The organism is Streptomyces sp. TOM-9 (assembly GCF_056858595.1).
Map to the genome: position 1 here is coordinate 5,975,678 of NZ_JBXEQB010000001.1, position 13,166 is coordinate 5,988,843.

At 74.5% G+C, this 13,166-nt stretch carries 11 protein-coding genes and 1 pseudogene; 9 read left to right on the forward strand and 3 right to left on the reverse strand.

Annotated features, from left to right (window positions below; translation table 11 throughout):
* Nucleotides 1-350: 350 nt before the first annotated feature.
* Complete coding sequence (locus tag AC1VWI_RS27985; RefSeq protein WP_499513770.1) at nucleotides 351-1,370, forward strand: hypothetical protein; 1,020 nt, start codon at nucleotides 351-353, stop codon at nucleotides 1,368-1,370.
* Here the strand turns inward: AC1VWI_RS27985 and AC1VWI_RS27990 are convergent.
* Nucleotides 1,367-3,499, reverse strand: a complete 2,133-nt coding sequence (locus tag AC1VWI_RS27990; RefSeq protein WP_499513771.1) for a S9 family peptidase — start codon at nucleotides 3,497-3,499, stop codon at nucleotides 1,367-1,369. The two genes, AC1VWI_RS27985 and AC1VWI_RS27990, sit on opposite strands and share 4 nt — an antisense overlap.
* A 188-nt stretch (nucleotides 3,500-3,687) precedes the next feature.
* Here AC1VWI_RS27990 and AC1VWI_RS27995 point away from each other — a divergent pair, with 188 nt between their 5' ends.
* The 8 genes and pseudogenes from AC1VWI_RS27995 (at nucleotide 3,688) to AC1VWI_RS28030 (ending at nucleotide 11,028) form a co-directional block, all read left to right on the forward strand.
* Entirely contained in the window at nucleotides 3,688-3,882 is a 195-nt protein-coding gene (locus AC1VWI_RS27995; RefSeq protein ID WP_026251431.1) for a hypothetical protein, read from the forward strand.
* A gap of 50 nt (nucleotides 3,883-3,932) precedes the next feature.
* Nucleotides 3,933-4,826 (forward strand): N-acetyl-1-D-myo-inositol-2-amino-2-deoxy-alpha-D-glucopyranoside deacetylase, encoded by an 894-nt coding sequence (gene mshB, locus AC1VWI_RS28000; RefSeq protein WP_499513772.1) that lies wholly within the window; start codon nucleotides 3,933-3,935, stop codon nucleotides 4,824-4,826.
* Nucleotides 4,823-5,179: a DUF6113 family protein gene (locus AC1VWI_RS28005; RefSeq protein WP_499513773.1), complete on the forward strand. Its 357-nt coding sequence runs from the start codon at nucleotides 4,823-4,825 to the stop codon at nucleotides 5,177-5,179. Before mshB ends, AC1VWI_RS28005 begins: the two co-directional genes overlap by 4 nt.
* Nucleotides 5,180-5,373: 194 nt before the next feature.
* Complete coding sequence (locus tag AC1VWI_RS28010) at nucleotides 5,374-7,464, forward strand: VanW family protein (protein ID WP_499513774.1); 2,091 nt, start codon at nucleotides 5,374-5,376, stop codon at nucleotides 7,462-7,464.
* A gap of 136 nt (nucleotides 7,465-7,600) precedes the next feature.
* Nucleotides 7,601-8,519: pseudogene (locus tag AC1VWI_RS28015) on the forward strand (ABC transporter ATP-binding protein).
* Nucleotides 8,516-9,229, forward strand: coding sequence for an ABC transporter permease (locus AC1VWI_RS28020; RefSeq protein WP_499513775.1), 714 nt, complete (start codon nucleotides 8,516-8,518; stop codon nucleotides 9,227-9,229). The pseudogene AC1VWI_RS28015 and the gene AC1VWI_RS28020 overlap by 4 nt, the downstream one beginning before the upstream one ends.
* A 13-nt stretch (nucleotides 9,230-9,242) precedes the next feature.
* A complete protein-coding gene (locus AC1VWI_RS28025; RefSeq protein WP_499513776.1) occupies nucleotides 9,243-10,490 on the forward strand; it encodes a sensor histidine kinase in 1,248 nt (415 codons plus the stop codon).
* Complete coding sequence (locus tag AC1VWI_RS28030) at nucleotides 10,420-11,028, forward strand: response regulator (RefSeq protein WP_499513777.1); 609 nt, start codon at nucleotides 10,420-10,422, stop codon at nucleotides 11,026-11,028. The genes AC1VWI_RS28025 and AC1VWI_RS28030 overlap by 71 nt, the downstream gene beginning before the upstream one ends.
* Before the next feature lie 199 nt (nucleotides 11,029-11,227).
* On the opposite strand, the gene AC1VWI_RS28035 is transcribed toward AC1VWI_RS28030, so the two are convergent.
* Nucleotides 11,228-12,052, reverse strand: a complete 825-nt coding sequence (locus tag AC1VWI_RS28035) for a transglutaminase-like and tetratricopeptide repeat-containing protein (protein ID WP_499513778.1) — start codon at nucleotides 12,050-12,052, stop codon at nucleotides 11,228-11,230.
* 10 nt (nucleotides 12,053-12,062) lie between these two features.
* Entirely contained in the window at nucleotides 12,063-13,088 is a 1,026-nt protein-coding gene (locus tag AC1VWI_RS28040) for a GNAT family N-acetyltransferase (RefSeq protein ID WP_499516932.1), read from the reverse strand.
* Nucleotides 13,089-13,166 lie beyond the last annotated feature (78 nt).

A 13,166-nucleotide genomic window follows, 5' to 3' on the forward strand; every position in this document is an offset into this window, starting at 1 on the left:
GGCCAGTCAAGGGGGTGAAGCGATCGGAAGACGAGATCGTGGTTATCTTGGGGCAAGGTTTTGGATATCGTCGCGAACGCGTGCTTGACAGCTCCTGCGGTCCATCCGCGAATGCGGAGGATTCAGGATGAAATTCTTTTACACGCAGGCAACTTGATCGACGCATCACCGATATACGGACGCGCCACGCTGAGCAGCGTACGGCCGTGCGGGTGCCGTGGGCCGGCCGGGGTGATCACACATCGCCCCGGCCGGCCGCCGTACGTCCGCGGTGAACGCTGGACCGGCCCGGTACGTATCCCCTCGGAAGGCCAAAGGACAGTGCTGCCGGAGGGGCCGGGGAGGTGGCCATGCGGCAGGCGTATCGGCTCGGAGGAACGGTCTGTGCCGCCCTGGCGGCGGCCGAGGCGGCCTGGCTGGGCCAGGACCTCGTCCAGTTCCGGGCGGAGGGCGCCGTCAGGGTGTGGGCGGGTCTTGCGGTACCCGTCGGCGGGGCGCCGTTGGTGACCTCCACCGTGGACCTGCTGCTCCTCGGGCTCTACGTGGCCGCCGCGGTCGCGTCCCTCAAGCCCGGCGGCGTCGGGGTCCTCGGGGCGGCCGCGGTGCTGACCCTGGCGCTGCGCACCCCCACGGCCTACCTCCTGGCCCCCTCCTCGGGCGGCAGCCCGCCCGGGCTGCAGGGAGCCCTGCTGGTGACCGCGGGCGGGCAGATCGCCGGTGCCCTCGTACTGCTGGTCGTCGTACGGCGCACCGGCGAGGACGCGCCCGCCCCGCCACGGCCCGCGGCGGGCGTGCTGGCGGGGATGCTGCTGCTCGTGGTGGCGCTCATCACCGGCGTCCTGGAGTTCTCCCGGCGGTCGGACCCGGCGGCGCCGCTGCCGCCGGGCTTCTTCTGGCGCACCGTGGGCGGCGGCTACCTGGTGGACTCCCAACTGGGGGCGCCCTACGAGTGGCTGGTCTGGGCGACGGCCGGCCTGGCCGCGGCCGCGGGCCTCGCCGCCTTCGTACGGGCCCCGTTCGCCCGGCCGCTGGGCATCTGCGTGGCCGGGCTGCTCGCCGTGACCGCGGTCCCGGTGATCGGCACCTCGAGGATCGACGCCCCGGGCGCCGACGACTTCGCCGCCGCCTTCGCGGTGGGCGCCGCGCTGGTGGTGACGCTGCTGCTCGTCCCCGGCGACCTGGCGGCGGTGGGCGTCCCGGGCGGCGATCCGTACGTGGAGGCGGAGGTCCCCACGGCAGCGGACAACCTGTCCATGCCCCTGTACGAGCAGACCGCCGTCCTCCCCGTCTTCGGCTCCTACCCGCAGCCGCCGCCGCCGCCCGGCCCCGCCTCCGAGGCGCGGGCGGCGTACCTGCAGGACCCGCCCTAACCTGTCACGACGCCCAGGGAACGCTTCAGGAACGCGACCTGGAGCAGGAGCAGGTTCTCGGCGACCTCCTCCTGCGGCGTCATGTGCGTGACCCCGGACAGCGGGAGCACCTCGTGCGGGCGGCCCGCGGCCAGCAGTGCGGAGGACAGCCGCAGGGTGTGCGCGGCCACCACGTTGTCGTCGGCGAGGCCGTGGATGATCATCAGCGGCCGGACCTCGTCCGCCGGGTCCGCCAGACCGGCGTCGGTGACCAGGGAGTTGGCGGCGTACACCGCCGGCCGCTCCTCGGGGTGGCCGAGGTAGCGCTCGGTGTAGTGCGTGTCGTACAGCCGCCAGTCGGTGACCGGCGCGCCCGCCACCGCGGCGTGGAAGACGTCCGGGCGGCGCAGCACGGCGAGCGCCGCCAGGTACCCGCCGTACGACCAGCCGCGGATGCCCACCCGGGTGAGGTCCAGGGGGTAGTGGCCGGCCAGGGCGTGCAGCACGTGGACCTGGTCGTCGAGTGTGACGCCCGCGAAGTCGCCGGCGATCGCCTTCTCCCAGGCGGGGGAGTGCCCGGGGGTGCCCCGGCCGTCCGCGACGACCACCGCGAAGCCCTGGTCGGCCAGCCACTGCGCCTGCAGGTAGCCGCGCTGGGCGCTCACCACCATCTGGCCGTGCGGTCCGCCGTACGGGTCCATCAGCACCGGCAGGGGCCCGTCGCCCTCCCGGTGCCCCGAGGGGAGCAGCACCGCCGCCGGGACGCCGCGCTCGCCGGCGCTGACGAGCACCGGGCGCGCGGTGAGGACAGGGGTCTCGGCGTGCGAGGCGATCTCCGTCACCGGCTCGCCGTCCCGCAGCACCCGGACGGTCGTGGCGGCCGACTCCAGCGACGCGGACGACAGCACCGTCACGGCCCCGGCGCGCACCGCGGAGTGCACGCCCGGGCCGCCGCTCAGCCGGACCGCTCCGGCGGGGCCTCCGTCGGCGCGGTACACATGGATCTCGCCGGTCTCCGGGTCCTTGGCGCCGTGCCCCGCCGAGGCCGACAGCAGGACGCCGTCGCCGTCCGTCCCGAGCACCGCGCGTACGTGCAACTCCGGTCCCGTCCACGGCTGTTCACCGACGAACAGTGCTCGCGAGCCGTTCTCGTCGGAGATGCGCACGAGGCGCTCGCCGGACAGCCAGGCGGGCACCCCGGGGAAAAGATCAAGCCAGATTTCATCGCTGTCCCGGTGCACCTCCCGGGTGCCGCCGGTGGCGGTGTCCACCGTCAGGTACAGCTGCTCGCGCTGGTCCCGGGTCTGGACCAGCAGCAACGGCGGGCCCGCCGCCGACCAGTGCACCTGAGCGAGGTACGGATAGCGCTCGCGGTCCCACTCCACCGGCGTCGCCGCCCCGTCCAGCGTCAGCAGGACCAGCGTGACCTCGGCGTTCGGGGTGCCGGCGGCGGGGTAGGCCACCTCGGCGGGCGGTTGCGCGGGGTTCGCGGGGTCGGCGATCCACCAGCGGCGGACCGGGGACGCGTCCACGCGGGCCGCCAGTACGCAGGCACCGTCCGGGGCCCACCAGTAGCCGCGGCTGCGGGACATCTCCTCGGCGGCGATGAACTCCGCCAGTCCGTAGCCGACGTCCGGTCCCTCGGGCTCGGCCAGCGCCCGGTCCCCGCCGCCGTCGGCGTCCACCACGCGCAGCGCGCCGTCCGCCACGTAGGCCACCCGGCGGCCGTCCGGCGAAGGACGCGGGTCCACCACGGGGCCCGGCACGGCGATCTCCCGGGCCGTGCCGGCCCGCAGCTCCGCCGTGAAGAGCCTTCCGGACAAGGCGAACGCGGCCAGCTCCACCGCGTCGTCGGTCGCGTAGCCGACGATTCCCGCCGAACCTTCCCGGCTGCGCTCCCGGCGCGCCCTCTCCTGCGGCGACAGTTCCTCCGCCGCGCCGGACAGCAGCACCCCGGGGTCCGCCGCGACCCGCTCGGCGCCCGACTGCGGGTCCAGCACCCACAGCAGGTGCGAGCGGTCGGTGCCGGAACGGGAGCGCAGGAAGACGATCCGGCCGCCGTCCGGCGACACGGTGAAGGCGCGCGGGGCGCCGAGCGAGAACCGCTGCGTGCGGGCGTACTGCCGCGGGAACGAGAGCGCTTGCGTCATGGGGGGAGTGTGCCACCGCCCGCCGGTGAGCCCGGCGCACGCCAACCACGAGATCCGGCCATGCGCCCCCGCGTGCTCCCGTGCGACGAGCTATGCGGTGCGCCACAAAGTTATGATCCACTGCCGAGAGTGGGTAACAACCGGTTGGCAAGTGCTGTCGGACTCTGAGGCCCTGGAGGTGTGCCGCTGTGGCACTTTCGATTTCGGCGGTGCTGCTGCTGCTGATCGTCGTCTTCCTGCTGGTCAGGAAAGCCGGTTTGAAGGCGGGGCACGCGGTGGTCTGCGTACTGCTCGGGTTCTACCTGGCGAGTTCCTCCATCGCGCCGACGATCCGGGACCTCACCAGCAACGTCGCGGGCATGATCGGCGACTTCAAGTTCTGAGCCCGTGGCTTCCCCCTGGTGAGCCGCGGGGCCTGCCCTAGGCTCTCCTCATGACCGCACCGCCCGCCCGCCGACTGCTGCTCGTCCACGCGCATCCCGACGACGAGTCGATCAACAACGGCGCCACCATGGCCAAGTACGCCGCCGAGGGCGCGCTCGTCACGCTGGTGACGTGCACCCTCGGCGAGGAGGGCGAGGTCATCCCGCCCGAGCTGGCGCACCTGGCCCCCGACCGCGACGACACCCTCGGCGCGCACCGGACCGGCGAACTCGCCGACGCCATGGCGCAGCTCGGCGTCACCGACCACCGCTTCCTGGGCGGCGCCGGCCGCTTCCGGGACTCCGGGATGATGGGCGTGCCGCAGAACGACCGGCCGGAGAGCTTCTGGCGGGCGGACCTCGACCTCGCGTCCTCGTACCTCGTGGAGGTGATCCGCGAGGTCCGTCCTCAGGTGCTGGTCACCTACGACCCCGACGGCGGCTACGGCCACCCCGACCACATCAAGGCGCACCGGGTCTCCATGCGCGCCGCGGAACTGGCCGCGGAACCGGCCTACCGGCGTGACCTCGGCGGCCCGCACTCCATCGCCAAGATCTACTGGAACTGCATCCCGCGCCGCGTGGTCGAGGAGGGCTTCGCCCGGCTGCGCGGGGCCGGCCGGCAGATCCCCTTCGAGGGCATCGCGACCGCCGACGACGTCCCGGGCGTGGTGGACGACGCCCTGGTGACCGCCGCCATCGACGTGGAGGCCCGCTACGCCGGGCAGAAGGCCGCGGCGATGAAGGCCCACGTCACCCAGATCGCGGTGGACGGCCCGTTCTTCGCGCTCTCCAACGACCTCGGACAGCCCTTGTTCGGCGCCGAGTTCTACCGTCTGGTCAAGGGCGTGCCCGTGCCGGCCGGGAGCCTGGAGGACGATCTGTTCGCGGGGACCGGGGCATGAGGCGCGCCGCCTACCCGTTGCTCGTGGTCCTGGGCGTGCTGGTCGCCGTCGCGGGGTCGCTGGTCCAGGCCGCCTGGTTCCCGGGCGGGTTGCTGCTCGCGCTCGCCGGGAGCGCGGCGCTCTTCCACGGCGGCGCCCGGCTGACCGGCACGCGGCTGGGCGCCGTGGTGCCGGCGGCGGTGTGGCTGATCACCGTGATGCTGCTGAGCTCCGCCCGCCCGGAGGGTGATTTCCTGTTCGCCAACGGAATCAGTCCGTACGTCTACCTGTTGGGCGGAGCGATGGCCGGCGTGATGTCGGCCACGCTTGTGCAACCCCGTCCTCCCGCCGGTGGATCACTTGAGGCACCATAGGCGCCACGTTGCGTCCGTTACGGAGCGAGCGTCGCCCGTTTTGGCGGTTGACGTCACATAAACCCCTTTGATCAGGGCGGTCTCCATCCGGCGGGCAGGCGGCTCCGACGCGGCGCCCAGTATGGTGGTGCGCGCCGCCGGGCCGCCCGCGGAAAGGCCGTGACGGGTGGCGAAGCGAACCGGGAGAGCCTGCTTTGAGTCGTGAAACTGATCGTCCGTCCCCCGGCCCCCAGGGCCGGGGCGGAGCCGCGTACCCGTCGGGTACCCCGCCGTACGGAACCCGACCGTTTCCGTCGCTGCATCCGCAGGAGGACCCGCGCGACGGGGCCGCGACCGGGGAGCCCGCTGCGGCTCCCGCCGCGGAGGAGACCAAGACCGAGACCACGCTGACCACCCGGGTGCGCATCAACATCCCCGGGTCCCGGCCGATCCCGCCGGTCGTCGTCCGCACGCCCGTCGAGGGCGGCGCGGAGGGCGGGGCGCCCGCCGGGTCCGCCCCGGCCGCCCCCGAGACCGAGTCGACCCCGCTGTCCACGGGCTGGACCGCCGGCGGCGGTACCGGGGCCGGTCAGGGCGTTCCGGCGCCCGCGCCGGAACCCGCCGCGGAGCCGGCTCCGGCGCCGAGGGGCGAGAAGCCGGCCAGCGACTGGTTCGCGCCGCGGAAGGCCGCCCCCAGGCCCGAGGCCGGCCAGGGGCCGGGCCCGGCGCCCGGTCCCGAGCCGATGCAGGGGTTCTCCGCTCCCGAGGTCACCCAGCCGATGCAGCTCGGCGACATCCCCGCCCAGCCCGGCCCCATGGAGCGCGGACCGGTCCCCGGACCTGGCGCCGCCCCCGGCGGCCCGCGACGCGGTGGCATCCCGTACCTGAACGACGGCGCGGTCGGCCCGGCCGGTCCCGGGGGTCCGGTGGCGCCGGGTGGCCCCGGTGGCCCCGCGGGTCCCGGTGGCCCCGTGATGCCGGGCGGCCCGGGCGGTCCCGGCGGTCTCGGCGGCCCTGGGGGCCCCGCGGGTCCCGGACGTCCCGCGCCGGCACCACGCCCGTTCCCCGGCGGCCCCGGCGCGGCGCCCGCCGGTCCCGGAGCAGGCGTGCCCTTCCCGGGGCAGCAGCCGCCGGCCGGCCCCACCACGGGCCCGGTCACCGGGGAGATGCGGGTGCCCCCGGCGGGCCCCGCCGCCGGCCGGCCGCCGTTCCCCACGCCGTTCCCGTCCTCCGCGGCCGACCGGATGTCCGGCGACACCGTCGTCAGCGGCATCCCGGCGGTTCCCCCCGCGGGACCGTCCGCCAACCGGCCCGCCCCGCCCGCCGCCCGTCAGAGTGCGGCGCAGCCCGAGGCCAAGGGCCGCTCCAAGCTCATACTGGCGGGCGTCGGGGTGCTGGGCGTGCTGGGCATCGCCTACGGCGCGGGACTGCTGATGGACCACTCCGACGTCCCGGCCGGTACGACCGTCTACGGCGTCGGGATCGGCGGCAAGACCAAGGACCAGGCCGTCGCGGTCCTCGACCAGGCGCTCGGCTCCCGGAAGAACGCGCCGATCACCGTCACCGTCGGCGACCAGCGCACGTCGCTGAAGCCCGCGGCCGCTGGTCTCGTCCTCGACACCGACGCGACCGTCCGCAACGTGGCGCATCGCGACTACAACCCGGTCACCGTCATCGGCTCGCTGTTCGGCGGCTCGCGCGCGGCCGATCCCGTGCTGACCACGGACAGCGAGAAGCTCCGCGCCCAGTTGGAGAAGCTCTCCCGGGGTCTCGGCGGCTCGGGTTCCGAGGGCATGGTCAAGTTCGTGAAGGGCAAGGCCGTCGCCGTCCCCGGCAAGCCCCACGAAGGCGTGGACGTGGCCGCCTCGATCGACACCGTCACCGCCGCCTACGCCACGCAGGTCGCCACCGGCAAGGCCGGCGCGGTCAGCCTGAAGGTCACCACCGTCCAGCCCAAGGTGACCCAGGAGGCGCTCGACAAGGCCGTCAACGGCTTCGGGAAGACGGCCATGTCCGGGTTCGTCATGGTCCGTGCGGGCGCCGGGGCACCCCTCCCGTTCAGCCCGCAGAACTCGCTGTCGAAGATCCTCACGATGGTGCCGGACCAGGACGGCAACCTGACGCCGTACATCGACCGCAAGGTGCTCAAGGGCCTGTACGGCGGCGCCTTCGACGGTGTCCTGGTCGAGCGTGGTGACGGCAGCAAGACCGCCGTCACCCCGGAGGACGTCGCCTCCGCGATGCTGCCCGCGCTGCAGACCACCGACACCGCCAAGAAGACGGTGACCATCGAGGGCACGTCCTGACCCCCGGTCGCCCGATCCACGCGTGAAGGGTGTGGCCCCGGTACCCGTACCGGGGCCACACCCATGACATCTGTCATCCGCGCAACAGGACGCCCGGCACTGCCGCCCGGACCGTGCCGTCGGCGACGCTGCTGCCATGACCGCAACAGTGTTCACGCACGTGAGCAAGAGCTTCGGTCAGGTCCGGGCCGTCGACGACCTGAGCCTGACCCTCCACCCGGGTGAGACCGTCGCCCTGCTGGGCCCCAACGGCGCCGGCAAGTCGACCGCGCTGGACCTGCTGCTGGGGCTGCGCACGCCCGACTCCGGCACCGTCGAGGTCTTCCACCCCGCGCCGGGCGATCACCGAGGGCCGGGTCGGGGCCGTGCTGCAGAGCGGCGGCCTCATGGAGGAGGTCACCGTGCGCGAGTTGGTACGGCTCGCCTGCGACCTGCACCCGCGGGCCCACCCCGTCGCCGAGGTGATGGCGGCCGCCGGGCTGGAGTCCATCGCCGACCGCAAGGTCGACAAGCTCTCCGGCGGCCAGGAGCAGCGCGTGCGCTTCGCCCTGGCCACGGCGGGCGCGAGCGACCTGCTGGTCCTCGACGAGCCGACCACCGGCATGGACGTCTCCGCCCGGCAGGCCTTCTGGGAGGCCATGCGCGGCCAGGTGAAGCAGGGCCGCACGGTGCTCTTCGCCACCCACTACCTGGAGGAGGCGGACGCCGTCGCCGACCGGGTGCTCGTCCTGCAGGGCGGCCGGCTGGTGGCCGACGGCACCGCCGCCGAGATCAAGGCGCGGGCCGGGGTCCGGCGTATCGTCTTCGACCTGGACACCCCGCCCGACGAGCCCGCCCTGCGGGCCCTGCCGCGGGTCACGGACGTGGAGGTCACCGGGCGCACGGTGCGCATCCGCTCCACGGACGCCGACGCGACGGTGCACGCGGTCTACGCGGCCGGGCTCTACCCCCGGCACCTGGAGGTCGCCGGGCTCGGCCTGGAGCAGGCCTTCCTGGCCATCACGGAGCCGTCCAAGGAGTCCGAGGAGTCCAAGGAGGAGGTGGCGGCGCGATGAGGACGCTGGCCCGGCTGGAGATCCTGCGCGTCCTGCGCAACCGCAGGTTCATGTTCTTCTCGGTGCTGTACCCGGTGCTGCTCTTCATGATCCTCACGGCGGGCCAGAAGGCCGCGACGGTGCCGTACTACATGGTCGCGATGTGCGCCTTCGGCGCCATGACCGCCGTGCTCATGGGTAACTCCGAGCGGATCGCCCGGGAGCGCGACAAGGGCTGGGTGCGCCAGCTGCGGCTCACCGCGCTGCCCGGGCGCGGCTACGTCCTGGCGAAGATCGCCGCGGCCGCCACGGTCAGCCTGCCCTCGATCGTGCTCGTGCTGCTCGCCGGCGGCGCCGTGAAGGGCGTGCGGATGGCCGCCTGGCAGTGGGCCGGGGTGCTGCTCACCAGCTGGGCGGGGAGCTTCGTCTTCGCCGCGCTCGGCGTGGCCATCGGCTACGTCGCCTCGGCGGAGACCGCCCGCCCCATCGCGATGATCGCCTACTTCGGGCTCGCGCTGCTCGGCGGCCTGTGGATGCCCTTCAGCTCCTTCCCCGGCTGGCTGCGCGACATCGCGAACCTGCTGCCCGCCCGGCCGTACGCGGCGCTCGGCCAGGCCGTCGAACTCGGCCAGGCCCCGCACGCCCGGGACATCGCCGTACTGGTGGTCTACGGGCTGGTCTTCGCCGGGACAGCCGCTTGGATGTACCGCAAGGACACCGCGAAGGCCTGAGAGGAGAACGATCGTGGCCGCCGGAACGCCACAGCAGCGGGAGGCCGCCGAGCCCCGGGACGCCCCGGCCATCGGCCGGGCCCCGGAGAACCGCCGTCAGGCCGTGGTCAAGCTGGTCTGGGTGGCCATGTGGATGCTCTACCTGGGCGCCCCGGTCAGCGACCTCGCCGAGGGCGGGCACGGCCTCACCGCGACCGTGCTCGGCTGGCTCGGGCTCGCCGCCTTCGTCGCCGCCTACCTGGGCATCGTCTTCCTGCGGACCAACGCGGAACACCAGCCGCGCTGGGTGTACGGGCAGCTCCTGCTGCTCGGCGGGCTGGGCCTGCTGATGACGTTCACCCTGGGCGACGCCTTCCTCGTGCTGTTCGTCTACCTGGCCGTCGGCTGCGGGGCGGTGCTGCCCGGCCGGCAGGCGCGCTGGGCGATCCCGCTGGTGACCGCGGTGCTCGCGGCCGTCGCCGGGCTCACCGGGGCGAACGAGGCCACGGTGGTCTCGCTGCTCGTGCCGTGCCTGCTCGGCGGCTACGCCATGACCGGGGTGCGCCAGCTGGTGCGCACCACCCGCGAACTGCGCGAGGCCCGGGCGGCGGTGGCCCAGCTGGCCGCCACGGAGGAACGCCTGCGGCTCGCCCGCGACCTGCACGACCTGCTCGGCCACTCGCTGTCGCTGATCACCCTCAAGAGCGAACTGGCCGGACGCATGCTGCCCGGCCGCCCCGAGGACGCCGCCGCGCAGGTCGCCGACATCGAGCGGGTCAGCCGGCAGGCCCTCGTGGACGTCAGGGAGGCCGTCAGCGGCTACCGCAGGCCCACCCTCGCCGCCGAGCTCGCCGGCGCCCGCGAGGCCCTGCAGGCCGCCGGTGTCCGCGCCGAGCTGCCCGCCACCGTGGCCGCCCCGCTCACCCCGGAGGCCGAGGGTGCGCTGGCCTGGGCCCTGCGCGAGGCCGTCACCAACGTCGTACGGCACAGCGGCGCCTCCCGCTGCGTGGTGACCGTCGCCGAGGACGACGGCACGGTGGCGCTCACCGTCGCCGACGACGGCCGCGGCCCGGGCCCCGGCGGCTCACGACGCGGCAACGGCCTGACCGGCCTGGAGGAGCGCCTGCTGCTCGCCGGTGGCCGCCTGGAGACCGCCGCGGACGGCGGCTTCACCCTCCACGCCGTGGTCCCGGCCGACTACGCTCACGGCCATGATCCGGGTGCTGCTGGCGGAGGACCAGTCGATGGTGCGCGAGGCCCTGGCCGCGCTGCTGGGGCTTGAGGAGGACATCGAGGTGGTCGCGCAGGTCGCGCGCGGCGAGGACGTCGTCGGGGCGGCCCGCGACGCCGGGGCGCAGGTCGCCCTCCTCGACATCGAGATGCCCGGGGCGATGACCGGCCTCGACGCGGCCGCCGTGGTGCGGGCGGAACTGCCCGGGGTCCGCGTCGTCATCGTCACCACCTTCGGCCGGCCCGGGTACCTGCGCCGGGCCATGGAGGCGGGCGCCGACGCGTTCCTGGTCAAGGACGCGCCCGCGGGGCAACTCGCGGAGGCGGTGCGCAGGGTGCTGCGCGGGGAGAAGGTGATCGACCCCGCGCTCGCCGCCGCCGCGCTCTCGGAGGGGGCCGACCCCCTCACCCCGCGCGAGCGCGACGTCCTGCGCGCGGCGGCCGACGGTTCCCTCAACGCGGACATCGCCCGCCGCCTCCACCTCTCCGAGGGGACCGTCCGCAACTACCTCTCCACCGCGATCCAGAAGACCGCCGCGCGCAACCGCGCCGAAGCGGTCCGCATCGCCCTCGAACGCGGCTGGCTCTAGCCGCCCGCCGCCCCGGGGGGATGGTGGGAAGTTCCCGTGCGGGGTGCGGGAAGTCGTTCCTCTCCCAGCCGCCAGGCTGGGGAGAAACCCGAGGCACTGCACAGGCGCGGCGCCGTCGTGGGTTGTGCCCACCCGTTCCGCCTCGCGGCGGACCGCCTGCCCACGACCCGCCTGCGAGCCCGCATCCCTCCCCGGGTGGTCAGTTGAGGAGCGCGCGGGCGGCCCGCGCCTGCCGCCGCATCGCCGTCGCGGCGGAGGGCTCCGACTCGGCGAGCACGTCCGCGTACGCCTCCATCTCCGCGGCGCCCCGCGCGAAGTCCCCCTTCCGCACCAGGAGCTGGGCGTGTTCGAGGCGCAGCCGTGCCGGATGGTGGGGCAGCAGCAGCGCCAGTTCGACCGCCCACAGCTGCGTCGTCAGGTGCTCCGGCCGTGCCGAGGCCCACGCGCGGATGTTGTTGAGCACCCGCAGCACGATGTCCAGCGGATCCGCGGGCTCCAGCATCGCCGGGGAGGGCGCGGCCCCCGTCGCGCCCGCCACCAGCAGGCGCACGTCCTCCTCCCCGAGCCGCCGGCCGCCGTTGAAGGGGTCGGCCAGCACGAAGACGCCCGCGGGGTCGCCGAAGCCCACGACGAAGTGCCCGGGGAGGGCGACGCCGTGGACCGGGCCGCCGGCGCGCCGGACGACCTCCATCCAGACCACCGACAGCAGGATCGGCAGCCCGCGCCGTCGTTGCAGCACCTCGTGCAGCAGCGAGGACTCCAGCCGCTGGTAGTCGGCCGGGGAGCCGCCGAACCCGCAGCGGCCGGCGAGCAGTTCGGCGGCGGCGTCGGCCCACTCGGCGGGGCCGGTGAGACCGTACGGCAGGAGCCCGGCCAGACGGTCGAGTTCCATCTGCGCCGCGTCCGTCCCGGCCTCGTCGAGGGACGGGTCGGCCTCGGCCCCGATGAGCAGGCACAGGTCCGCGAGGTCGGGGCGCACCTCGCGGGCGGCCTCGGCGAAGCGCTGCCTGGTGGAGTCGTCCATACCGGGGTTCTCACCCTTCCGCGGACAGCGGGCCGCGCCGGTAGTGGTACGCGTGGTGGGTGGTGAAGCCCATCCGGTCGTAGAGGGCGCGCGCGCCCTCGTTGTCGGTCTCGACCTGCAGGTACGCGCCGGAGGCGCCCTCGTCCAGGGCCTTGCGGGCGAGCGCGGCCATCACGGCCAGGGCCAGTCCGCGCCGCCGGTGGGAGGGGGCCACCTCGACGGCGCCGAAGGAGGCGAAGCGGCCGTCGACGACGCAGCGGCCGATCGCCGCGGGCCCGGCGTCGGCGGGGTCGCCGTCCCCCGGCACCGTGGCGAACCACACCGAGGGGCCGCCGGTGAGCACCTTCAGCGCCGCGTCGCCGAGGTCACCCGTGCGGTGGTAGCGGGCGAGCCACGCCGCGTCGGCCTCGCGGGACAGGCGTACGGCCTCGGTGCCGGGCAGGTCCGCGATCGGCGCCAGGGCGGCCGTGCGCAGCAGGGCGTGGCCCTCCGCCGTCCAGCCGAGGCCGCCCAGCGCCTGCGCCAGCGTCTCGTCGGAGTCCTCGCCGCCGGTGGTGACCTGCACGTACGCCGGCAGGCCGCGGTCGCCGTACCAGCGGGCGATCCGCGCGGCGGCCTCCGTCAGCGGGACACCCGGATCGCCCAGCGGCAGCACGGAGTTCGCGCGCCGGGTGAAGCCGCCCGCCGCCCGCAGCGTCCACGCGCCCAGCCGGGCGGCCTCCTGCGCGGGCCAGCAGCGGGAGGCCGACTCCTGCAGTTCCCTGGCCGTCGCGCGGGGCGCACGGGCACCGCGGCGCGCCGGTGCGTCGGGCACGATCTTGCCCGCGACCAGGGACGATTCCGTGATGCGGACGGTCTCCCCGTCCCGACGGGTGACAACAAGCACCCCTTCGTTCCACGATGTGAGAATCCCGACGGCGTCGGCGAACACCGGCCGCCCCTCGACGATCTCCGCGACCCTTCGAACCGAAACGCGTTTGCCCACGTCAGAAGGGGTTATGCGTACCTCGAGCCGGCCTCCGGCGGTGAAATCCATGCTCATGACCGCCCCTCCTGTTCGTCTGCTGCCCAAGAACGGAGATACTAGGGGCGGGCATCGACGACGCCGCGCTCC

Bases quoted from the DNA above. Each gene is read 5' to 3' on its own strand.
- AC1VWI_RS27985 (WP_499513770.1), top strand. From the start codon at position 351: ATGCGGCAGGCGTATCGGCTCGGAGGAACGGTCTGTGCCGCCCTGGCG.
- AC1VWI_RS27990 (WP_499513771.1), bottom strand. From the start codon at position 3,499: ATGACGCAAGCGCTCTCGTTCCCGCGGCAGTACGCCCGCACGCAGCGG.
- mshB (WP_499513772.1), top strand. From the start codon at position 3,933: ATGACCGCACCGCCCGCCCGCCGACTGCTGCTCGTCCACGCGCATCCC.
- AC1VWI_RS28005 (WP_499513773.1), top strand. From the start codon at position 4,823: ATGAGGCGCGCCGCCTACCCGTTGCTCGTGGTCCTGGGCGTGCTGGTC.
- AC1VWI_RS28020 (WP_499513775.1), top strand. From the start codon at position 8,516: ATGAGGACGCTGGCCCGGCTGGAGATCCTGCGCGTCCTGCGCAACCGC.
- AC1VWI_RS28030 (WP_499513777.1), top strand. From the start codon at position 10,420: ATGATCCGGGTGCTGCTGGCGGAGGACCAGTCGATGGTGCGCGAGGCC.
- AC1VWI_RS28035 (WP_499513778.1), bottom strand. From the start codon at position 12,052: ATGGACGACTCCACCAGGCAGCGCTTCGCCGAGGCCGCCCGCGAGGTG.
- AC1VWI_RS28040 (WP_499516932.1), bottom strand. From the start codon at position 13,088: ATGGATTTCACCGCCGGAGGCCGGCTCGAGGTACGCATAACCCCTTCT.